Below are 22,086 nucleotides of genomic sequence, written 5' to 3'. Positions count from 1 at the left end.
CCACGACGAGGCTGCGCCGTCACCTGGTTTCGGCGATAAGGCGACCATGACTCCCGACGAAGCGCTCGCGCGCATCCGCCGCTATGACCCTAGGCTTAAGGCCTTCGTGCGCGTCTTCGACCCTCCGATGACGGGCGCGACGTCCGGCGGGCCTGTGTTCGCGATCAAGGACCTGTTCGACGTCGCCGGCGTCCCCACCGGCGGCGGGGCCCGCGTGCCCCTGTCCGAGAGCCCGGAGCGGCACGCCGTCGTGGTGGAGCGCCTGCTGCAGGCCGGCTGGAGCGCCGTCGGCAAGACCCACACCGTGGAGCTGGCCTACGGCGGCTGGGGCACCAACCGGGCGGTCGGTGCGCCCTGGAACCCCTGGGACGCCCACCTCCACCGCGCGCCCGGTGGCTCCTCCTCCGGCTCCGCCGTCGCCGTCGCCGCAGGTCTCTGCGACGTGGCCCTGGGCTCCGACACCGGCGGCAGCGTCCGCATCCCCTCGGCCGTCTGCGGTGTCGTCGGCCTCAAGCCCGGCCGCGGCCTGGTGAGCCTGAAGGGCGTCCACCCCCTCAGCCCGGCGCTGGACACCGTGGGCGTCCTCGCGCGCTCGGTCGCCGTCGCCGCGCGCGCCCTGGGCGTCATCTCCGGCCCCGACGGCGAGACCGCCACCCGCACCTTCGACCCCGAGGCCGCCCTCGCCACCGAGGTCGCCGCCATGCGCCTCGCCGCGATCCCCCTGGAGCACCTCGGCGACGTCGATAGCGAGGTCGGCAAGCTCTATCTGGAGTCCATAGAGCGCCTGCGCGAGAGCGGCCTTGCGGTCGAGATGGTCAAGCCCGTCGCGGCCCTGGACCAGTCCTTCGCCCCCAACGGCATGCTGATGGCCGGCGAAGGCTGGCGCATCTGGCGCGAGCGCATTGAGACTCACCGCGAGGTCATGGACCCCTGGATCGTCCGCCGCTTCGAAGTCGGCCGCGACCTCTCCGACGACCAGCTCGCCGAAGCCCACGCCAGCCGCGCCGAACACCAGGCGGCGTTCCATGCCTGGATGACGCCCTACGACGCTCTGCTCTCGCCGACCTGCCCGATCCCGGCGCCGCCAATCGAGGCGGTGGACGAGACCACCTCCCCGCTCAGCCGGCTGACCCGGGCCGGCAACTACCTCGACCTGCCGGGCATCAGCGTGCCGTGCGGCCTCACGGGCCAGGGCCTGCCCGCCGGCCTGCAGATCCTCGGCCGGCCCCGCGAGGAAGCCACGGTCGTGGCGCTCGCCGCGACCTTCGAGGAGGTGTCCGGCTGGAACGGCCGCACGCCCGACCTTTCGGGCTTCGCCTAGTCCGCCCGCAGCGCCGGCGCGGGGCGTTTGGCCAGGGCGTGGAAGGCGGCGAGCAATCCCCCGGCGGCGGCCACCACCGCCGTGCCGCCGAGCAGTGCGCCGATGCCGCTCCAGTCGACGCCCCAGTGGACCTCGAGCACCTTCACCACCACCGGCCAGGCCGCGACATAACCTAGCCCGACGCCGGCCAGCCCGGCCACCACGCCCACCAGGCCATACTCCAGCACATAGGCCGCCAGAATCTGAGCACGCGAAGCGCCCAGCACCTTCAGGGTGGCCGCCTCCCGCGTCCGGGCGCGGGCGCGGGCGGCGATGGCGCCGGCAAGCACCAGGAGACCCGCGAGCGCAGCCACGCCCGCTGCGCCGCGGATCGCCAGCGCCAGACGGTCGAAGAGCTCGGTCGCAGCCTCCAGCTGCTCGCGCACGGAGATCACGTCCACCTCCGCGAAGTCGCGGCCGAGCGCGCGGAGCACCACCTGCTCCTGCGCCTTGCTGGCCTTGGCGATGGCCACGTGGCGGAACCCCGCGCCCTCGAATGCCGAGGGCGTGAACACCAGCGGGAAACTGGCCCCGAAGCTGCCGAACTCCACCCGCCGCAGGACGGCGATCCTCGCGGTGACATCGCGGCCGAGCACGGAGACGGTCACCGTGTCGCCGAGCTTCAGTCCCGCGCCGCGCGCCACGTCCACATCCATGGCCACCAGCGGCGGCCCGCGGTAGTCTGCCCGCCACCAGCGGCCGGCGGTGATCTGAGCCGCCGGAGGCTGCGCGCCGATCGCCGACATGGTGACTGAGGCGTCGTAGGCCCACCGCACATCGGGCTTGATCTGCGCACGTTCGACCGGCCGCCCGTTCACCGCGATCACCCGGCCGTTGATGTAGGGCGCACGCAGATAGGTCTCGGGCGTGAGCCGCGCGCCGAACGCGCGGGCCACGGTGGCGTCGAACTCCGCCGTGCGGTCGCCGGGCACTTCGGTGAACACCAGGGCGGGCGCGCTGCGCACCGCCACCACCGTGATCTCCTTAAGGAGGCTCGACTGGATCAGCACGACTGTCGCCAGCAAGGCGACGCCAAGGCCGATCGCCGGCGCGGCGGTCCTGGCGGCCGAGCCGGGCCCCGCCAGGTTCGCCAGCCCGATGCGGAGCGGCCCGCGCGCGCCGGTGCGCAGGCCCCCGGCGAGCCGCGCGGCGCCTGCGCCCATCAGCCAGAGCAGGGCGAAGGCCACGGCGACGCCCACGATCATTGCGCCCGCCGTGAGCAGGGTGGGCGCGGTCGCGAGCGCCAGGCCGGCCAAGCCTGCGCCGGCCAGGGCCGCGCCGACGATCTCCGGTCCCCCCTTTAGCCGGCCGGTCAGGTCGCGGCGGAACAGGCTGGCCGGGGGCGTCGCCCGGGCGCGGCCGAGCGGGGCCAGCGAGAACGCGGCGGCGGACAGCAGGCCGAACGCGGCGGCCTTGGCCAGCGGCCACGGATAGAGGGCGAAAAGCGCCGGCACCGGCAGCTCGTCGCCGACGATCGCGCCTAGCAGGAGGGGCGCCGCGCCGCCGACCACCAGCCCGAGCAGGATGCCGAGGCCGGCCAGCACGCCGATCTGGATCAGGTACATGTCGCGCACCAAAGCGCCTTCCGCCCCCAGCGCCTTCAGGGTGGCGATCACCGGCTTGCGCGCCTCGAGGTAGGCGCTGACGGCGCCGAACACGCCAAGTCCGCCGGCCACCAGCGAGGCCAGGCCGATGAAGCCCAGGAAGTACTCCAGCTGGTCGATGCCCCGCTCCAGCCCGGCGGCCGCCTGGGCGCGGGTGCGCACGCGGAAGCGCTTGTCCTGCAGCTGGTTGCGGATCTCGCCGACGGCCTTGTTGGGATCGCCACCCGGCGGCAGCACGAGCCGGACGGTCTCGCCGAACGGCAGCCCCGGAGAGAGGAAGCCGCCCTGCTCCACCGCCTCGATGCGGGTCAGCACGCGGGGGCCGAGAGCGAAGCCGCGGGACAACCGATCGGGTTCCTCGACGAGCACGGCCGTGGCGACCATAGGGACGTTGCCCACCAGGAACCTGTCACCCAGCCTGAGCCCCAGCCGTTCCAGGAGAGACTCCTCGACCGCCGCGCCATAGGCGTCGCCGCGCCTGGCCAGTGCGGCGGCCAGGGACGGCGCGCCGCGCAGCACCACCTTGCCGGCGAGCGGATAGTTAGGCCCAACGCCCCGCAACTCGACCGCGCGCCGCTCGCCGGAAAGGGCTTCCGCCATGCCGCGGGCGGCGACGGCCCAGGCCACCCGCCCTGCCCCCGCGAACACGACGCGTTCCTCATGGCTGAAGCGCCGCTGCTGGACCGAGATGGCGAGATCGCCCCCGAGGATGGCCTGCGCCTCACTGGCCAGGCCGCGCCGGAAGGCCTCGGCCGTCGAGCTGGCCGCCGCGATCGCGGCCACCCCCAGCGCCAGGCAAGCCAGGAAGATGCGGAAGCCCCGCACACCGGCCCGGAGCTCGCGGGCCGCGAACCTGAACCCCAGGGGGATCACGCCAGCACGCGCCCGTCGCCGAGGCGCACCTGCCCGTCGACGCGCTTAGCCAGCCCCTCGTCGTGGGTGACCAGCACCAGGGCGGCGCCCGTTTCAGCGACGAGGTCGAGCATGAGGCCCGCGACGTGGGCGGCGTTGGCGGCGTCGAGGTTGCCGGTGGGCTCGTCGGCGAACAGCAGCCGCGGCTGGGGCGCCAGCGCGCGGGCCAGCGCCACCCGCTGCTGCTCGCCGCCGGAGAGCTGGTGAGGATAATGCCGCGTCCGGCCGGAGAGCCCGACCCGCTCGAGCCATGTCCGGGCCCGGTCCGTGGCGTCGCGGGCGCCGGCGATCTCCAGCGGCGCGGCCACGTTCTCTTCCGCCGTCATGTTCGGGAGCAGGTGGAAGGCCTGGAAGACGAGGCTGACCTTTCCGCGGCGCAGCCGGGCGCGCCCGTCCTCGTCCATCTTCGCCAGGTTGCGGCCGAAGAGCTGCACGCTGCCCGAGCTGGGCCGCTCCAGCCCCGCCGCCACGGCGATGAGCGAGGACTTGCCCGAGCCGGAGGGCCCGACGATCGCCACGCGCTCCCCCTCCGCCACCTGCACGTTGAGACCCTTGAGGATCTCCACCGGCCCGGCCGCCGACGGCAGTGTGAGCGAGACGTCGTCGAGGATCAGCAGCGGTTCGTTCAACGGGACCTCGACGCGATGTTCAGGCTGAGTACACGACATCCTAGATAGGACGGCGACATGCCCAGGACACCTTCATTGCAGCTTTCCCGCCGCGCTCTGATCGCCGGGACGCTGGCCGCCCTGCCCGCGCACGCGCTGGCGGCCGCGGGACCGGTGGTGACCATCCTCGGGGATTCCATCACTGCCGGCTATGGCCTGCCCGCCCGCTCCGCCCTGCCGGTCCGGTTGGCCGAGGAGCTGCGCCGGATGGGCGTACAGGCGGTGGTCCGTAACGCCGGGGTCTCCGGCGACACCTCAGGCGCCGGCCTGGCGCGCCTCGACTTCAGCGTCCAGCCGGGGACGGCGGTCTGCGTCGTGGCGCTGGGCGGCAACGACCTGCTGCGCGGCCTGGACCCGAAGCTCACCCGGGCCAACCTCGACAGGATCATCCGCCGGCTGAAGCAGCGGCGGATCGGTGTGGTTCTGGCCGGCATCGGCGCGCCGCCGCAGGTGGGCCGCAGCTATGCCCGCGACTTCAACGCGATCTTCACGAGCCTGGCCCGCGAGCACGGAGTGGTGTTGTACCCGGACCTGCTGGCCGGCGTGGTCCGCAACCCCGCGCTCATGCAAGGCGACGGCATCCATCCCAACGCCAGGGGCGCGCAGGTGATCGCCAGGCGCCTCGCGCCCGTGGTGGCCAAGGCGCTGAAGGGCCGCGGCTAGCCCCGCGGATGGGTCGGCCTGGAGCCGAGCCTCAGCAGCACGAACCACGCCGCCAGGCTCCACGCCGCGCCGAGGCACCAGCCCCCCAGCACGTCGCTTGGCCAGTGGACGCCGAGGTAGACCCGCGAGAAGCCGGTGGCGAGCGTCACCAGCACCGCGAGGCCGAAGCACAGCCGCTTGGCGCCGCGGGTCGGCTCCACCGAGGCGATCAGCATCGCCAGCGTGAGGTAGGTGGCTGCCGACAGCATCGAGTGGCCGCTCGGGAAACTGCCGGAATAGACATAGGAGCCATGGCTCACGAGGTCCGGGCGCGGCCGGCCATAGATGGCCTTAGCGATCTCGCTCGAGGCCTGGGCCAGCAGCACCGCCCCCACCAGGACGATGGCGTGGCGACGGCGGCCGTGGATCAGGAAGGCCACGGCGGCCACGACCGTCACGATGGTCAGCACCGTGAAGCCGCCGAGCGCGGTCACGTCGCGCATGGCCTCTTCGAAGGTGCGCGGGCCGATGGGGTCGTTGGGATCGGCGACGTTGCGCAGGGAGAGCAGGATGCGGCGGTCGAAGGCGTCGGCCTCGCCCTCCGCCACCTCGCCGCCAACCTCGAAGAAGCCCCAGACGCCGATCGCGGCGCCGAGCAGCAGCAGCAGCGCGCGGGTTTCGATGCGCCGCAGAAGGGCGAGCGGTCGGAGGGATACGCGAACGGCCCGTCGCGGGTCGCGGCGGGCCGTATCGGATGGCAAGCGCCTGGCTCCTAGTAGGAGCCGCGCCGCAGGAGCACCGCCGGGACGGTGGCCGCCACGATGCCGGCGTCCATGAAGAGGTTGCGGCGCTTGGCGTAGATGCAGTCCATGGCCACGCGGGCGCGGTAGGTGGTGTCGTTGCGGCCGCTCACCTGCCACAGGCCCGTGATGCCGGGCTTCACAGCGCAGTAGTGCTTGAAGCGGCGGCCGTACTTGGCGATCTCGGCCTCGACGATCGGGCGCGGGCCGACCAGGCTCATCTCGCCCTTCAGCACGTTGAACAGCTGCGGCAGCTCGTCGAGGCTGGTCTTGCGCAGGAAGGCGCCCAGCTTCGTCACGCGCGGGTCGTTACGCAGCTTGTGGTCCTTCTCCCATTCCGCACGCGCGGTGGGGTCGCTGGCCAGCAGGTCGGCCAGCCGCTGCTCGGCGTCGACCGCCATCGAGCGGAACTTGAGGCAGTGGAAGTAGCGTCCATCCTTGCCCAGCCGGCGGTGGGCGAAGACGATCGGCCCGCCGTCCTGCAAATAGATGGCGAGCGCCACCCACAGCATGACCGGCGCAAGGACGATCAGCGCGACGACCGCAACCATGAGGTTCATGGCTTCGGTCATGGACTGGTCGAACGTGAGGCGCGGTGCGCGAGGGCGGGACCTGCCCACGGCATGGTTGGCATACGTGATTTCTGACATTCGGAAACTTCGGAAGCTGGCTCGCAGGGCCCAGTCCCTACGAAGCTGCCGACAAACCAACGGCCACGGTTTCAGGTTCCATGGTCAAGCTGCTGGTTTCTGCACATTTCACCTTTTGTTGTGCGATTGGCCGGTCTGCCGGCAGCGGATGGCGCTTGCCAGCGGCGCAGTTCTGAGCTTTCGGTCAGCTGGACTGGGAGACCAAGAATGAATGCCTGGGCGATCAACGGCTCGATGACCCTCGCCGCCGCGGCCTGGCCGCTGATGGCCGGGCTGACGGTCGTCTTCTGGTCGAAGGCCCGGGCGGCGGCCGCAGTTCCGGTCCGGCGCAGCTAAGCCGATCATTTCAACTAGCTCTGCAACTATTACGGTGCTGCTTGGTTGACGCGCCGGGCGGCCGTGAGCCGCTTGGGCTGTTTGTGAGCTGGGCTATGACGTTCACGCCGGACGTGTGCGTGATCATACCTGCGTTCAACGCTGCGCGGACCATTGGCCGCGCGGTGCGCTCGGCGCTGGCGCAGCCGGAGGCCGCCGAGGTGATCGTCGTCGATGACGGCTCCACCGACGGCACGGCAGAGGCCGCCCGCGCGGTGGACGACGGCACCGGCCGGCTGAAGATCCTGGTGCAGCCCACCAGCGGCGGCGGTCCGGCCGCGGCGCGCAACCGCGCCCTCGCCGAGAGCGTCTCCCCCTGGGTCTGTCCGCTCGACGCCGACGACTACTTCCTCGTCGGCCGGCTGGCCGTGCTGCGCGCCCGCGCCGATGACGATTGGGACTTCGTGGCCGACGACCTGCTGCGGGTGTCGGAGTTCCAACCCGACCGGCCGTTCGGCACGCTGATCCGCGCCGGCGGCGCGCGCGCGGGCCAGCTCGACTTCGCCACCTTCGTGCGCGGCAACGTCAGCCGGCCGGGGCGGCCTCGCTGCGAGCTAGGTTTCCTGAAGCCGATCATCCGCCGCGCCTTCCTGGAGGCGAACGGCCTCCGCTACGACGAGAGCCTGCGGCTCGGCGAGGACTTCGTGCTCTACGCCAGCGCCCTGGCGCTCGGCGCCAAGTTCAAGCTGACGGAGGCCTATGGGTACGTGGCCGTGGAGCGGCGGTCCTCCCTCTCCAGCACGCACAGCCTTCAAGACCTGAAGAACCTGCTTGTCGGCACCCGCGCGATCGCCGCCCTGCCGCTTGGCCTGCGCGGGCGCCTGGAGCTGCTGGCGCACCGCAACCATCTGGCGGCGAAGGTGAAGCTGCGGGAGCTGATCGACGTCCGCCGCGCCCGCGGCTACCGGGCCGCGGCCCGCGAGCTCGCGGCCACGCCGCACCTGGCGCCCTACGTCTTCTCGCTCGCCATGGCCGATATCGGCCGCGGCGGACTGATCAGGGGCCTGGCCGAGCGCGCCGTGCGCCGGCTGCGCGCCGGCCCGACGATGACCGGCGCCACGAGCTTCGAGAGCTAAGGGGAAGCGCCGCTAGGCGGCAGAGGCGCTGGACGAGGAGATTTCTGCGCCGCTCAGGGTCCGCTCCACGGCCGCCTGCGCCGCCGAGCGGCTCGGGTGGGCGCCGCCCGCCACGGTCACGCCGTCCTCGTCGTACACGCTCCAGCTCCAGCCGTCTTCGCGTTGGCTGAGCGAATACGCAAACGAGCGGACTTCCTGCATGACTCAACCCTCTGGACACTGACGGGCTTCAAACCCGCTCGCGCGCCTACGGTTGCGCCGCGAAGCCTCACATTTTCGCAATTGCGAAATGACGCTCCGGAACCCGGCCCGGGAGAACAATCGGCCCAGCTTCGGAGTTGTGCAGCCCGCTAGGTTCTGGAGTCGCTAAGTGCCCTACATAAACTCGCGCGGCGTCGTCATGCCCGAAACCGAGACCGAGCAGGCTCGGATCGTCGGCAGCTCGGCGGGCAACGAAACCGTCAACGCGCCGAACGCGCCAGGCTCGTCGGTCTCCGGGGAAGGCGGCGGCGACCTGCTGGTCGGCAACGGCTTCGGCAATCGCTTCTGGATCACCCACCCCAACGACCGCGTCAGCGAGCCGGCCGGCGGCGGCACGGACACCATGATCGGCTGGCTGAGCCTGAAGCTCGCGCCGAACGTGGAGAACCTGATCGTCCACGGCGACTTCAACTACGCCTGGGGCAACGAGCTCGACAACCTGATCATCGTGGACGGCAGCCAGTGGGTCTACGGCGCCGCCGGCGACGACGTGCTGGTGGGCTCCGCCACCCAGCGCACCAGCTTCCTGATCCGCGCCGGCGAAGGCTCCGACGTCATCTACAACTGGAACGGCAACAGCCAGCTGCAGCTGCACGGCTATGGCTTCAACAGCGCCGCCCAGATCCGCGGCGCCATGAGCCAGTCCGGCTCCGACGTGGTGCTGCGGTTCGGCAACGGCGAGAGCCTCACCTTCCGAGGCACGACCGTCGGCGCCTTCTCGGACCGGCAGTTCCTGCTGCCCCTGGACACCTCCAAGCTGGGCGCCGTCACCTTCCAGGACGACTTCAACAGCCTGCAGCTGTGGGACCCGTCGCTCGGGACGGGCGTCTGGCGCGCGGACTTCGGCGGCAACCTCAAGGACCAATGGGCCTACACCCTGGTCTCCAACGGCGAGGTGCAGGTCTACGCCAAGCCCGGCTTCCAGGGCCGCGGCGAGGCGGACCTCGACATCAACCCGTTCTCCATCTCGAACGGCGTGCTGAGCATCAAAGCCGAGCGCATCGCGCCGGAGGATTCATACGCGGCCTGGAACCGCGACTACTCCTCGGGGATGCTGAACACGCTGGGCTCGTTCGAGCAGAAGTACGGCTACTTCGAGATCCGCGCCGAGATGCCGACCGCGGTGGGCACCTGGCCTGCCTTCTGGATGATGACCCACCCGTTCACGCCCAAGGTCGAGGCCGACATCTTCGAGGGCTTGGCGGCCACCCCGCACATCGACTACCGCCGCGCATTCGGCGGCGACCAGACGCTCTACGACAACGTCCTGAAGCTGGAGACCGGCGGCTTCCACACCTACGGGCTGCTTTGGACGCCCACCACCGTCACCTTCTACTACGACGGCTTCGCGGTGCTGCAGGGCCCAACCCCGGCCAACTGGACCGAGCCCATGGCCATGATCCTGAACATGGCCGTCGGCGGCTGGGGCGGTAACCCCGACCCGAGCATGTTCCCGGCCACGCTGAAGGTGGACTACGTCAAGGCGTGGGCGCTGTCCGACGGCTCCACCCAGGTGGTGCGCGAGACGCCCGAAACGCCCGCGGCCACCCTGCGCGATGCTGGGTTGACCTCCGGCCAGGTCCATGCCCCACCCGCCTTCGCCGACAATGGCCAGCCGGTCACCTCCGCGGGCATCGCCATCTACGGCTCGAAGCCCGCCGCGCCGCCGCCCGGCAAGACCTTCGTCATCTGGGAAGAGGCCGGCGCGGTGTTCGGCGCGGTCTCCGACGGGGCCGCGATCGGCAAGGCCACAGCGCTGATGGCCGGCAGCGTCAGCCAGTTCACCGGCACGGGGACCTGGCTCACCACCGGCAAGGTGGCGTTCGGCTACTACATGCCCGACGGCGCCGGCAAAGCCGCCTGGGCCATCGTGTTCGATCCCGTGAAGTTCACCTTCACCCGGCAGGAGCTCGGGCCCGCCACCGGCGACGTGCGTTTCGTCGCCACCCAGTTCGGCGGCTTCGCGGCCAGCTGGGACGCGCCGGGCGGCGCGACCATGGGCCGGGGCTATGACGAGTACGCCTACGGCGGCGACATCCCCGGCTGGTACGGACCCGCCCGCCAGCTCGCGGGCGACCTCCTGGGCGTCAACGGCCAGGGCCAGCTGATCACCACCGATCCCTCCGGCGGGCAGCACCTCTACACCGTCGCGGGCGCCTCGCAGGCCCCGCCGAAGCTGGGCGGCCCCACCGCCGGCGACGACCAGCTGCAGGCCGGGCCCGGCGCCACCACCATCCTAGCCGGCCTCGGCAACGACACCATCCACGGCTCCAGTTTCGACGACTTCCTGCGCGGCGAAGAAGGCGACGACGTGATCGGCGGCGGCGAGGGCTTCGACGACGTGCACGGCAACATGGGCCGAGACACCGTCTCCGGCGGCGGCGGCCCGGACTGGGTCGTCGGCGGCAAGGACGACGACCGCCTGTTCGGCGACGACGGCGACGACGTGGTGCTGGGCAACCTCGGCAACGACTGGCTCGAGGGCGGCCTCGGCGGCGACGTGATGCGCGGCGGCCAGGCCAACGACGTCGTGATGGGCCAAGCCGGCAACGACTGGATCTCCGGCGACCGCGGGGACGACACCCTCACCGGCGGCGCGGGCGCAGACACCTTCCACACCTTCGACGGGGCCGGCATGGACTGGGTCCGCGACTTCAATGCCGGCGAAGGCGATCGCGTCTTCCTGCTGCCGGGGACGCGCTACAGCGCCTACCAGAGCGGCGCGGACGTGGTGATAGACGTCTCCGGGGACGCCGGAGTGACCGCCCGCATGATGCTGCAGAACGTCCAGCTGGGAAGCCTGCCGCCGGGGTGGATCTTCGGCGCCTGAGTCCTGCGGGAACCGGTAGCCGGGGTTTGTGGGTTGTCGGCCCAAGGGGCTGGATCGGAGCAGTCCGTCCGTGCCCTGCCGGCCCACCGCCCTCGCCTCAGCGATGCTCGGCCTCCTGCTCGCCGACCCCGCCTACGCCCAGTCCGCCGACGCCGACCGCCGCGCGCTCTCCGTGAGACTGCGGGCGGCAGCCGACCAGAGCGCGGCCGACCGGGCGCGGCTGGCGGGCCTCTGGCCGGGGATGCCTGTGCAGGATGCGCGCGGCGCTCGAGTCGGGATTGTCCGGCGTATCGAGCGGACCGGCGGCACGATCCGGTCGGTGATGATCGGCGAACGGTCGGGGTCCAGGCGTGTCGCGCCTCGTTCCCTCCGGGTTTCAGGCGGTGTCTTGACGATCTCGGAAGCGGGATCCGCCCGCTGAGGGGAACCGGCGCGCCGCCCAGCCATTTCCCGCCACGGTGAAGGTTCTTCCCGGGCGTCCCATCCCATGACCGATACGGTTAACGTCGACGTCGGCGTCTGCACCTTCCGCAGGCCTGCCGTGGCCGAGACCCTGGCCTCGCTGGGCCGCCAGCAGCTGCCGGCGGGTGTGCGCCTGCGCGTGATCGTCGCCGACAACGACGAGCAGCCCTCCGCCGAAGCGACGGTGCGCGCGGTCGCGCAGGCCCACGGCCTCGACCTTGCCTACGTGCATGCGCCCGCGCGCAACATCTCGCTGGCCCGCAACGCCTGCCTCGAGGCGGCCCAAGGCCGTTTCCTGGCCTTCATCGACGATGACGAGACTGCCACGCCGGGCTGGCTCGCCGCCCTGCTGGCGGAGGCCGATCGCGGCAGCTGGGACGCGGTGCTCGGGCCGGTGAAGGCGGTCTACGGCGACGACGCGCCCGAGTGGATCGCCGCCGGCGACTTCCATTCCACGGCCCCCGTCGAGGTGAACGGCAAGATCCTCAAGGGCTATGCCGGGAACGTGTTGATCCGGCGCTCCACCATCGAGCCGCTGGGCCTGCGCTTCGACCTCGCCCGCGGCCGCCAGGGGGGGGAGGACGACGACTTCTTCTACCGCCTCACGGACGCCGGCGGCGCGATCGGCTTCGCGCCCGACGCCCTGGCCTACGAGCCCGTGCCCGCCGGCCGCGCCTCCTTGCGTTGGCTGCTCAAGCGCAGCTTCCGCACGGGCCAGACCCACGGCGCGCGGCTGGAGAGCCGCTGCCGGGGCGCAGCCCGCCTCGCGCAGATCGGCGTTGCCGGGGCCAAGACCGGCGCCTGCGTGGCTGGCGCGGCGGCCTCGGCGCTGTCTCCCACCCGCCGCAGCCGCTGGCTGGTGCGCGGCTCGCTGCACGCCGGCGTGGTCGCTCGGCTCGCCGGCCTGCGGGAGCTCGAGCTCTACTAAAGCGCTGCCGTAGGGAACACGCCGCCTCCCTGGGGGTTCAAGACGCGCGGCAGTCCGCCCTGCCGCAATCGTTTGGTCGCGATTCTTGGAGATACACACCCATGCGTAGGCATCTGCCCTCGCTCGCTGCGGCGGCGTTCATCGCGCTCGCGGGCGCTCCTGCGCTCGCCGCCCCCAGCCTCCCCCCGCCCGACTCAGCCGGCGTGCTGCGGCCCGAATCCGCCGAATACCGGATCGGGGCCCAGGACCAGCTGGAGATCAACGTCTTCGGCATCGAGGAGCTGAAGCGCACGGTCCAGGTGGATTCCGGCGGCAAGATCCTCCTGCCCTTGGTCGGTTCCGTGCAGGCCGGCGGCCGCACCCCCGACGAGCTCTCCGCCGACCTCGTGACGGCGCTGAAGAAGAAGTACATGAAGGACCCGCAGGTCATCGTCACCGTGAAAGAGGCGCAGAGCCAGCGGGTGACCGTCGACGGCGCCGTCCTGCAGCCGGGGGTCTATCCCCTCACCGGGCCGACGACGCTCCTGCAGGCGGTCTCCCTCGCCCGCGGGCCGGACCCCAAGCTCGCCAACGTCAAGAAGGTCGCCATCTTCCGCCAGGTCGGCGGCAAGCGGGAGCATGCCTTCTACGACCTGACCGCCATCCGCTCCGGCAAGGCCGAGGACCCGGTGGTCTATGGCAGCGACATCGTCGTGGTCGACACCTCCGGCGCCAAGTCCTTCTTCAGCAACTTCCAGGGCGGCTTCGGTCTGCTGGGCATGCTGCTGCGCCCCTGGTGATCACAAAGGCGACGCTTCTCGAAAACCTCGCGGGAAGCGTCACCTTTCGCCGGAACCCTCCGGACGCGTCGGGGTTATTGGCAACGCTAGATTTTCCGAAGTTTGGGTAGGGCCGTAGCCGGCCTGTTCTGGGAGCGCGCGATGCACACGGACCTTGCGTCCAACGCGCGATACTTGATCGGAGGCCGTTTCGGCCGACCGGCGCCCAGCCCTGCCCCCAGTCTTGACGCAGGTCGCCCATGAACAATCTGATCCCGATCACGCACGAACTGCCGGCGCATCCGAGCCAGCCCTTCCGGCCGATCGAGCCAGAAAAGATGCACCTGCGTCAGCTGTTCGGCATCCTGCTGCAGCGCGCCAAGCTGGGCCTCGGCGTCGCCGCCGCGGTGTTCCTGCTGGTGCTGGGCGCCTTCGCCCTGCAGACGCCGACCTACACCTCGGTGGGGTCGGTGGTGATCGACCCGAAGGGCCAGAACCTGGCTACGCCGACGGATCGCCAGGGCGGCCTGCCGCCGGACACCAGCGCGGTCGACACCCAGGTGGAGATCCTGCGCTCGCACGCCGTGGCGGAAGCGGTGGTGCGCAAGCTGCAGCTCTGGAACGACCCGGAGTTCAACGCCCGGATGAAACCCGGCATGTTCGGCCTGACCCCGGCCGCCAAGCCGTTCAACAACCCGAGCCCGCGCCTGGTCACCTACGTGGCCAACCAGCTGCAGAGCCGCACCTGGGTGCGCCGCGCCGGCCTGACCTACGTCGTGCAGGTGGGCGTGAGCTCCGAGAACCCCCGCAAGGCCGCCCTGCTCACCAACACCTACCTCGACATGTACCTGAAGCGGCAGCTCGACGAGAAGCTGGCCCGCGTCATGCGCGCCAACCGCGAGCTCGGCCTCTCCCTGGAGAAGATGCGCCGTGACGCCGAGGTCGCCGAGGCCCGCGTGCAGACCTACAAGAACGCCCACGGCCTGATGAGCGCCGAAGGCGCCACCATGGCCGAGCAGGAAGTCTCCACCCTCAACCAGCAGCTGGCCATCGCCCGCGCCGAACGCGCCGAGAAGTACGCCCGCTTGGCCGCCGCGCAGGCGCAGCTGCGCAACGGCAACGCCGGCGCCGACGTGGGCGCAGCCCTCGGCTCCGACACGGTGCGCGAGATGCGTAAGCGCGAGGCCGAGCTCTCCGTGAAGCTCGCCCAGCTGAAGACCGACTTCACCGACGAATATCCGGAAGTGAAGCGCACCCAGGCGCAGCTGAACGACATCCGCGCCCAGATCCAGATCGAGATCAACCGCATCCTGTCGAGCCTGCGCGCCGAAGCCCAGGCCGCCTCGGGCCGCGAGTCCTCGCTGCTCGGCAGCCGCGGCAACGCCCAGGGCGGCATCGCCCAGAACAACCAGGCCATGGTCGGCCTGGTGGGCCTGCAGCAGCGCGCCGACGCCGCCAAGGCGATCTACGAGGCCTATCTGGGCCGCGCCAAGGAAGTCGCCGCCGAAGGCAGCCTCCAGCAGGCCGACGCCACGATCAACTCGCCCGGCACGGTGCCCACCGGCCCGTCGTCGCCGAACATGACGCTGGGCGCGGCCCTGGCCTTCCTGGCCGCCATGATCGCCGCCGGCGCGGCCATGCTGATCGCGGAGTTCTGGGACAAGCACCTGCGCTCGCGCCTGGACGTCGAGCGCGAGCTGGGCGTGCCGTTCGCCGGCGTGCTGCCCGACTTCCGCTCGGTCAAGCCGAAGGGCCTGCGCGGTCCGGAGGCGGCCCCGGCCGAGTACCTGGTCAGCCACCCGTTCTCCGGCTTCGCCGAGGCGTTCCGCAACCTGCGCGCCTTCCTGATGATCTCGGGCTCGGGCGTGGACAACAAGATCATCGCGCTCACCTCGGCGGTGCCGCGTGAAGGCAAGAGCCTGACCTCCTTCTGCCTGGCCCGCACCCTGGCGCTCTCGGGCTCCAGCGTGGTCCTGGTGGACTGCGACCTGCGCCAGCGCGGCGCTTCCAAGCTGCTCGGCCCGCGTGACGTCGGCCTGGTGGAAGTCGTGCAGGACAAGGTCCCGCTCGAGGAGGCCCTGGTGTTCGACGAGAAGAGCGGCATGTTCATCCTGCCGGCCGCCGGCAAGAGCGTGCCCTACGACCTCTTCTCCAACCCGGACACCGACGAGGTCCTGCGGACCCTGGCCGAGCGCTTCGACTACGTGATCCTCGACGCCCCGCCGATCCTCGGGGTCGCCGACGCCCGGATCCTGGCCGCCAAGGCCGACCGCGTGCTCTACCTCGTGCAGTGGAACAAGACCCCGCTGCGCGCCGCGCAGTCGGCGATCGACATGCTCCAGGAGTCCGGGGCCAACGTGGCCGGCGCCCTGCTGACCAAGGTCAACGTGAAGGGCCAGGCCCGCTACGGGTACGGCGACTCCAGCGACTACTACGGCTACTTCAAGAACTACTACATCGCCGCCGCCTGACCCTGAGGTGGGTGTGATGCGTACCTTCAGTTCCGCTTCGCGGCGCGCCGGCGTGGCCCTCATGGGCGTCACGCTGGCGCTGGCCGCCTGCTCGCCCGGCCCGTCCCAGGCCGCGGCGGCGACCGGCCCCTTGAAGCAGACCCCGGACGGGCGGCCGATCACGGTCACCTTCTCCGACGACTTCGACAGCTTCCGGATGTTCCGCAACGGGAACGGAATCTGGCGCACAACCCTGCGCGAGGGCCCCGTCGACGACCAGGATTTCAACGTCCGGACCCTGAAGTCCAACAAGGAGCTGCAGCTCTACGTGGACCCCGACATGCGCGGGCGCCGGCGCGGACGCGCGGACGACGACCGGCCGCTGGGGCTCAACCCCTTCGGCCTGCGCCAAGGCCTGCTGGAGATCGCCTTGCAGCCCGCCCCGCCCGAGCTGCACGAGCGGCTCGACGGCTACAAGTACATCTCCGGCATGATCACCACCCAGCCGTCCTTCCGTCAGACCTACGGCTACTTCGAGATGCGGGCCAAGCTGCCGCGCGGCAAGGGTGTGTGGCCGGCCTTCTGGCTGCTGCCGGCCGACCTCTCCTGGCCGCCCGAGATCGACGTCATGGAGAGCGTTGGCGACCCGTCGAAGGTCTACGTCACCCTGCACTCCAACGCCGTCAAGGCCGAGGGGACCGAGGTGCGCGTCACGCCGGACGAATTCCACACCTTCGCGGTGAGCTGGAGCCGCGACCAGGTGATCTGGTTCGTGGACGGCCGCGAGGTGAAGCGCATGCCGACGCCTGCCGACATGCACAAACCCATGTACATGCTGGCCAACATCGCCACCGGCGGTGACTGGGCCGGCGCGCCCGATCACACCACTCCCTTCCCCGCGCGCATGCAGATCGACTACATCCGCGCCTACCGGTTCGGCTCATGACCACCTGGGACACCGCCGCCCCGCACCTTCGGCGTCGCCGCGTCCGCGGCGGGGACATCCCCTCGCCGCACCCGATGAGCTGGCGCGAGCAGCGCCGCGCCCGCACGGCGAAGGTCGTCCGCGACGAGATCGAGGGCCAGGTCCCCGGCCAGGTCTGGAACATCTTCGGCCTGAAGGTCGACCCCGACGGCCTGTTCGCCCTCGGGCTCTTCCTGCCGATGCTGTTCATGGCGAACATCGGCACGATGGGAGCCGCGGTCATCGCGGGCCTCGTCCCCCTCTACCTCTTCGTCCGGCGCGAGCGGCTGACGATCGTCATGCTGAAGCGCGCCTTCCTGTTCTCCGTGCCGCTGCTGGCCATGATGTCGGTCGTCTGGTCCGAGGCGCCGCGGGAGACCTTCAAGTACGCCGCCGAGCTCGGCCTCACCGTGATCGCCGGGCTGCTCATCTCGTCGGCGCGCAACCAGGAGGCGGTGATCCGCGGGCTGGGGCTCGCCTTCTTCGCCTACACCGGTATCTCGGTCTTCGGCGGCGGCTATGTGGGCGTGGGCGTCGGCGCCGGCGGCCAGGCCTTCTCCGGCCTCACGGAGAGCAAGAACCTGCTGGCCGACATCGCATCCACCGGGGCCATCGTATCCATGGCGGTTGTCGCCTTGGCGATCCGCAGCCGCGCCTGGATGTGGGCCGTGTTCGGCGTCGCCGCCTTCCTGCTGGAGGTCTACGCCGTCACCGCCGCCCGTTCGGCGGGGGCCCTCCTGGGCCTCGGCATCGGCGTGTGCGCCATGGTCGGCCTGCTGATCCTGGTGGCGGCGGGCAAGGCGCTTCGCGCCTTCCTGACCGGCGTGCTGGCCTCCGTGCTGGTGGCGGTGGGGCTCTCCTACCGCTGGGTCGCCCAGACCATGATCGAGATCGGCGCCAACGTCTTCGACAAGGACCCGACGCTCACCGGCCGCACCTATCTCTGGTACCGCGCCGCCGACCTCATCGACGAGAAGCCCATGCTGGGTCGCGGGTACTACGCCTTCTGGCTGCAGGGGAACGTGGACGCCGAGGGCCTGTGGCGCTACTTCGGCATCGAGAGCCGCGGCGGCTTCACCTTCCACAACACCGCCGTCGAGATCCTGGTGACCCTCGGCCTCGTGGGCCTGGTCCTGCTCTCGATCGTGCTGATCATCGGCATCCTGGCGCTGGTGAAGCGTTTCGTGGAGCGGCCGAACCTCGCGCTGGTCTGCTGGATCAGCCTCCTGCTCTACCAGCTCTGCCGCATGCCCATCGAGACCATCGGCATCGCGCCCTTCTACTTCTCCACCGCCCTGTGCTTCGCCTCGCTGGGCGCTGCGTTCGGCCGGGTGGATTCCAAGAAGATCGTGCGCACCGCCTACCGCAACACCTCGCCGAGGGTCGTGCAGGTCTGGCCTGTGGAGGACGTGGCGCCGGGCTGGGCCAACCCGCGCTGGGCGCCGGAGCCGGGCGCCATGCGCCTGCTGCGGGCCGACACCGCCGCGCAGCCCAGGGATCGCAAGGCCAAGCGGTGACCGCAGCCGAACAAGCCGGACCCGGGCGGAGGGCGCTGCTGCACCGCACCTCCCTGGGGGCGCTGGCGCTGACCGGCGCGAGCGCCATCCGGCTGATGGTTCAGTTCGCCATGCTGCCGCTGCTGGCCCGTCTCATCGGGCCCTCGGAGTACGGCATGGTCGCCCTGGCCATGCCCTTCATCCTGCTGGCGAATGTCCTCTCCGACGGCGGCATGGGGTACGCCCTGGGACGCCAGCGCGACGTGACCAGGGAGCAGGAAGCGACGGTCTTCTGGCTCTCCGGCGCGATCGGCTTCGCCCTGATGCTCTTCTGCATCGCCGCCGCCTGGCCGATGGGGGCGATCCTCAACCAGCCGCGCCTGCCTTGGTTGATCGTGGCGTTGTCGCCCATCCTGCTGATGAACAGCCTGACCACCGTCGCCAACGGCAGGATCATCCGCGGCGGGCGGTTCTCGGTGTTCGCGGCCGGTGACCTGATCTCCACCTTCGCCAGCGCGATCGCCGCACTGGCCGCCGCACTCTCCGGCTGGGGGGCCTGGAGCCTGGTGGCCCAGCAGCTGGTGCTGTGGGCCTGCAAGCTCGTCTGGGTGAGCCAGGCCGGCGGCACGGTGGTCGCCTGGCACTACAAGTTCGAGGAGGCCAAGGGCCTGCTCGCCTTCGGCCTGCACACCATCGGTGCGATCCTCGCCGACTTCGTCTCCCGCAACCTGGACAGCCTGATCATCGGCGGGGTCCTCGGGGCGACCCTCGTCGGCTACTACGCCATGGGCTACCAGATCGTCCGCGTGCCGGACCAGCTGATCTCCGGGCCCTTCTACCTCTACATCTTCACGGCCATCGCCCGCGCCACGCATGACGCCGGGGCGCGTGCGGTGCAGGATCTCGCCGTCGCGGCCCTGCGCATCGGATCGGCCGCGCTCGCGCCGCTGTTCTGCGGCCTGGCCCTCACCGCCGACCTCGCCGTGCCGCTGGTGCTGGGCGACAAGTGGCACGGCGCCATCACCCCGCTGCAGCACCTGGCCGCCGCCGGCTTCTTCTTCTGCATGTGCTCGATCATGGCGACCACGCTCATGGGGCACGGCAAGTCCGGCCTGCGCCTGCGGCTGTCGATCCTGCTGGGCGTGGTGGTGATCTCTTCGGTCGCCGCCACCGTCCGCTTCGGCCTCGACATCGTCTCGGCCGCGGTGGCGCTGGCCATGGGCGCGGTCGCCTGCACCTACATCCACGTGCTGGGCCGGGACCTGAAGATGTCCCGGCGGCGCCTCGTGCTGGCGTTCTGGCCCGCCGCGATCGGCTCCGCGGCGATGGCCGCGGTGGTGGTCGGCGCGCGCACCCTGCTCGCCCAGGCCCCGGTCTGGCTTGAGTTCGCCACCATGGTCGCCCTGGGCGGCCTCGCCTACCTCTGCGTGATCTGGCTGATCGCGCGGCGCCAGTTGCTGGCAGACGCGAAGGCCTTCGCCCACGCGCAAGCCGACAAGGAAGGTGCGGAAGCCTCGAAGCCCGTAGCGGCCTAGGCCGCGGCAGCGGTGGGGTGCGGCTTCAGGCGCTCGCCCAACCGCTTCACCCGCGCGGCCACAGGCATGGTGAGCAGCGGCCAGATGTCCGGCTTGGCCAGGCTGGCGGCCACGCCGCCGGCGAGGTCCTTGGCCTTCAGCCGCTCGATCACCCGGTCATAGGCGATGGCGCTCTCCAGCGACTTGCGCCGCGCCGCCTGGGCGCGCCGCACCTCCGGCCCGTGGGCGGCGATTTCCGCCTCCAGGGCGGCGTCCGCGGCGAGCATCTGCTCGATGTGCTCGCGCCGCATCCGATGCGAGATCGAGCCTGAATGCTTGCGGTAGCGGTAGAGGGGCTCCGGCTCCAGCCGCATCCGACAGCCGCGGGCCAGCAGGCGCAGGACCAGCTCGTAGTCCTCGCCGATCTTCAGGTCCTCGCGGTAGCGGACGCCCTGCATGACCTCGCCGAAGAACAGTGGCTTAAGGTAGCCCAGGCCGGGCCGGCTCGAGTACATCTTCGCCGATCCGATGTAGTCGGCCAGCGAGATCCAGCGGGGCTGGCCGTAGTCGCGGCCGGCGAGGAAAGGCTTCCAGGGCTCGTCCGAGCCGTCGGTGAAAACGCACAGGTTGTCGACGACCACGTCGGCGCGATCGGCCTCTCCACGGCGCACGAGCTTGGCCAGCCGCTCCGGGGCCATCAGGTCGTCGGAGTCGAACACCGCGATCCAGCGGCCGCGGGCTTCCGCCAGCGCCCGGTTGCGGGCCGCAGCCGGACCCCCGTTGCGGGCCTGCACGATCACCCGCACGCGCGGGTCGCCGCCGGCGGCGGCTTCGATCACCGCCAGGCTGTCGTCGGTCGAGCAGTCGTCGACGACGATCAGCTCCCAGGACCTCAGCGTCTGGGCCAGGACGGAACGAACGGCGGCGGCCAGGTGCCGCGCGCCGTTGTAGTTGGCGGTGACGATGGAGACCGTCGGCCGCTCGGCCGTCATGACGCGGCCTGCGGCGACATCATCCCGCCGCCGGCGCCCGGCGAGGCGCGCCAGGTGAAGAGCTGCGCCCAGAAACCGGCCGACCACGCCAGGTGCATGATCATGGCCGCCGGCCCGGAGACCAGGGCCGCCGCATCGCGCTGCTTCACGCCCACCACGACGCCGAGCGAAAGCGCGGCGAACGCCCACAGCAGCGCGGGAAGGGCGAACGCCCAGAAGAACGGCGTCAGCGCCAGGGAAGCGACGGCCGGGGCGATCGCCAGCGGCACGGCCTGGCGGATCTTCAGCGGCGTGAAGTGCTTCAGCACCGTGCGGGCGCGGCCCTTGCCGTAGCTGAAGTACTGCTTCCACAGCGCCTTCGGCGTCGAGCGTGGGTAGTAGCCGATGCGCACCTTGTCGGTGAGCCAGATGCGGCCGCCGGCCTGGTTCAGGCGGTAGTCGAGCTCGGCGTCCTCGTTGTGGCTGAAGCTCTCGTCGTAGCCGCCGACCTTCTCGAAGCTTTCGGCGTGGAACAGCGCATGGTGGCCATGGTCGACCCACTGGCCCTGCGTCGCCAGCCGGTGCGCCGAGCCGCCGGTGCCCAGCACCGAGTTCTGCGCGGCCGCCACGGCGCGCTGGAACCAGTTCTCGCCGCGGGTATCCATGGACACGACCACCGAGTGGGCGTGGGTGCGGCGGGCTTCCTCGATCAGCGTCGAGGCGTAGTTGGCGGGATAGTCGGCGTGGGCGTCGACGCGCACCAGCCAGGGCCGGTCGCCGCCCAGCAGCCGGGCCGCCAGGTTGACCCCTGCGCTCTGCAGCTTGCCGGGGTTCGGCATCAGGCGCACCCGAGGATCCCGCTCGGCGATGCGCCGGACGATATCGCGAGTCCCGTCGGTGGAACCCCCGTCGGCCACCAGGACGAGCGGATCGACCAGACCCTCGTCGGCGAGGATCTGGTCGATCACCCGGGCGATGACCTTGGCCTCGTTCAGCGCCGGGATAACGATCAGGGCCCGGCGCGGATCGCCCATGACTTCGGGCTCGTGCCGGGGGGTGTGGACTTCAATGAATGCGTCCGCCTCCAGGTCCTCCCACGCGGCAGGCCAGCGCGCCTCGATTTCGCCCATCCCGCCTTGGCGGGTCTCCATGGGCGCAAACGAGCGCGGCTCGGCGAACGCACGGACCAGGCCGTCGTCGGAGGTCCGGTCGTCGCTGGCAGGCTGCGACGGCCGACCCGGAACGGGCTTGGAACTGAACATCTTCGGGATAATCCGTACTACTTGACCAGCGTCGCGCTTGCAGAGCTGTCGCGTGACGCCGCTAAAACAGCTTCCCCCCAAGTCGGTTCCGGCGTTTGTGGTC

The 22,086-nt window shown here is 71.0% G+C and carries 18 protein-coding genes; 11 read left to right on the top strand and 7 right to left on the bottom strand.

The genetic code is table 11. The features are described from left to right. Positions 1–46: 46 nt before the first annotated feature. Positions 47–1,321, top strand: coding sequence for an amidase (locus VIL76_RS07935; protein ID WP_332044465.1), 1,275 nt, complete (start codon positions 47–49; stop codon positions 1,319–1,321). On the opposite strand, the gene VIL76_RS07930 is transcribed toward VIL76_RS07935, so the two are convergent. Together VIL76_RS07930 and VIL76_RS07925 are read right to left on the bottom strand one after the other, a co-directional pair. After that, on the bottom strand, positions 1,318–3,837 hold the full coding sequence (locus tag VIL76_RS07930) for an ABC transporter permease (protein ID WP_332044464.1): 2,520 nt from the start codon (positions 3,835–3,837) through the stop codon (positions 1,318–1,320). The genes VIL76_RS07935 and VIL76_RS07930 overlap by 4 nt on opposite strands. Continuing rightward, on the bottom strand, positions 3,834–4,505 hold the full coding sequence (locus VIL76_RS07925; protein WP_332044463.1) for an ABC transporter ATP-binding protein: 672 nt from the start codon (positions 4,503–4,505) through the stop codon (positions 3,834–3,836). The genes VIL76_RS07930 and VIL76_RS07925 overlap by 4 nt, the downstream gene beginning before the upstream one ends. Before the next feature lie 57 nt (positions 4,506–4,562). Here VIL76_RS07925 and VIL76_RS07920 point away from each other — a divergent pair, with 57 nt between their 5' ends. Further along, positions 4,563–5,207 (top strand): arylesterase, encoded by a 645-nt coding sequence (locus VIL76_RS07920; RefSeq protein WP_332044462.1) that lies wholly within the window; start codon positions 4,563–4,565, stop codon positions 5,205–5,207. Here the strand turns inward: VIL76_RS07920 and VIL76_RS07915 are convergent. Further along, positions 5,204–5,947 (bottom strand): phosphatase PAP2 family protein, encoded by a 744-nt coding sequence (locus VIL76_RS07915; RefSeq protein WP_332044461.1) that lies wholly within the window; start codon positions 5,945–5,947, stop codon positions 5,204–5,206. The two genes, VIL76_RS07920 and VIL76_RS07915, sit on opposite strands and share 4 nt — an antisense overlap. 11 nt (positions 5,948–5,958) lie before the next feature. Then, positions 5,959–6,558, bottom strand: a complete 600-nt coding sequence (locus tag VIL76_RS07910) for a sugar transferase (RefSeq protein WP_332044460.1) — start codon at positions 6,556–6,558, stop codon at positions 5,959–5,961. A 285-nt stretch (positions 6,559–6,843) separates the two neighbouring features. On the opposite strand from VIL76_RS07910, the gene VIL76_RS07905 reads away from it, so the two are divergent. Beyond that, complete coding sequence (locus VIL76_RS07905) at positions 6,844–6,972, top strand: hypothetical protein (protein WP_332044459.1); 129 nt, start codon at positions 6,844–6,846, stop codon at positions 6,970–6,972. Positions 6,973–7,067: 95 nt separating this feature from the next. Next, complete coding sequence (locus tag VIL76_RS07900) at positions 7,068–8,087, top strand: glycosyltransferase family 2 protein (RefSeq protein ID WP_332044458.1); 1,020 nt, start codon at positions 7,068–7,070, stop codon at positions 8,085–8,087. A gap of 12 nt (positions 8,088–8,099) precedes the next feature. Here VIL76_RS07900 and VIL76_RS07895 read toward each other — a convergent pair whose 3' ends face one another. Further along, on the bottom strand, positions 8,100–8,288 hold the full coding sequence (locus tag VIL76_RS07895; protein ID WP_332044457.1) for a hypothetical protein: 189 nt from the start codon (positions 8,286–8,288) through the stop codon (positions 8,100–8,102). A gap of 169 nt (positions 8,289–8,457) precedes the next feature. Between VIL76_RS07895 and VIL76_RS07890 the strand changes: the two genes are divergently transcribed. From VIL76_RS07890 to VIL76_RS07860, 7 genes are all read left to right on the top strand, one after another. Further along, positions 8,458–11,178 (top strand): family 16 glycosylhydrolase, encoded by a 2,721-nt coding sequence (locus tag VIL76_RS07890; RefSeq protein WP_332044456.1) that lies wholly within the window; start codon positions 8,458–8,460, stop codon positions 11,176–11,178. Between the two features lie 487 nt (positions 11,179–11,665). Next, on the top strand, positions 11,666–12,568 hold the full coding sequence (locus VIL76_RS07885; RefSeq protein WP_332044455.1) for a glycosyltransferase family 2 protein: 903 nt from the start codon (positions 11,666–11,668) through the stop codon (positions 12,566–12,568). A gap of 101 nt (positions 12,569–12,669) precedes the next feature. Then, complete coding sequence (locus VIL76_RS07880; protein ID WP_332044454.1) at positions 12,670–13,347, top strand: polysaccharide biosynthesis/export family protein; 678 nt, start codon at positions 12,670–12,672, stop codon at positions 13,345–13,347. A gap of 239 nt (positions 13,348–13,586) precedes the next feature. Then, on the top strand, positions 13,587–15,797 hold the full coding sequence (locus VIL76_RS07875; RefSeq protein ID WP_332044453.1) for a GumC family protein: 2,211 nt from the start codon (positions 13,587–13,589) through the stop codon (positions 15,795–15,797). A 16-nt stretch (positions 15,798–15,813) separates the two neighbouring features. After that, positions 15,814–16,722, top strand: a complete 909-nt coding sequence (locus VIL76_RS07870; RefSeq protein ID WP_332044452.1) for a glycoside hydrolase family 16 protein — start codon at positions 15,814–15,816, stop codon at positions 16,720–16,722. Then, positions 16,719–18,257 (top strand): O-antigen ligase family protein, encoded by a 1,539-nt coding sequence (locus tag VIL76_RS07865; RefSeq protein WP_332044451.1) that lies wholly within the window; start codon positions 16,719–16,721, stop codon positions 18,255–18,257. Before VIL76_RS07870 ends, VIL76_RS07865 begins: the two co-directional genes overlap by 4 nt. After that, complete coding sequence (locus VIL76_RS07860; protein ID WP_332044450.1) at positions 18,254–19,771, top strand: lipopolysaccharide biosynthesis protein; 1,518 nt, start codon at positions 18,254–18,256, stop codon at positions 19,769–19,771. Before VIL76_RS07865 ends, VIL76_RS07860 begins: the two co-directional genes overlap by 4 nt. Here VIL76_RS07860 and VIL76_RS07855 read toward each other — a convergent pair. After that, on the bottom strand, positions 19,768–20,742 hold the full coding sequence (locus VIL76_RS07855) for a glycosyltransferase family 2 protein (RefSeq protein WP_332044449.1): 975 nt from the start codon (positions 20,740–20,742) through the stop codon (positions 19,768–19,770). The two genes, VIL76_RS07860 and VIL76_RS07855, sit on opposite strands and share 4 nt — an antisense overlap. Beyond that, the gene (locus VIL76_RS07850) at positions 20,739–21,983 is read right to left on the bottom strand and encodes a glycosyltransferase family 2 protein (RefSeq protein WP_332044448.1); all 1,245 of its coding nucleotides are present in this window, start codon (positions 21,981–21,983) and stop codon (positions 20,739–20,741) included. Before VIL76_RS07850 ends, VIL76_RS07855 begins: the two co-directional genes overlap by 4 nt. Positions 21,984–22,086: the final 103 nt, after the last annotated feature.

This window comes from Phenylobacterium sp., assembly GCF_036563285.1.
Taxonomy (GTDB): domain Bacteria; phylum Pseudomonadota; class Alphaproteobacteria; order Caulobacterales; family Caulobacteraceae; genus Phenylobacterium.
This window is presented reverse-complemented; position numbering and strand designations above follow the sequence as displayed.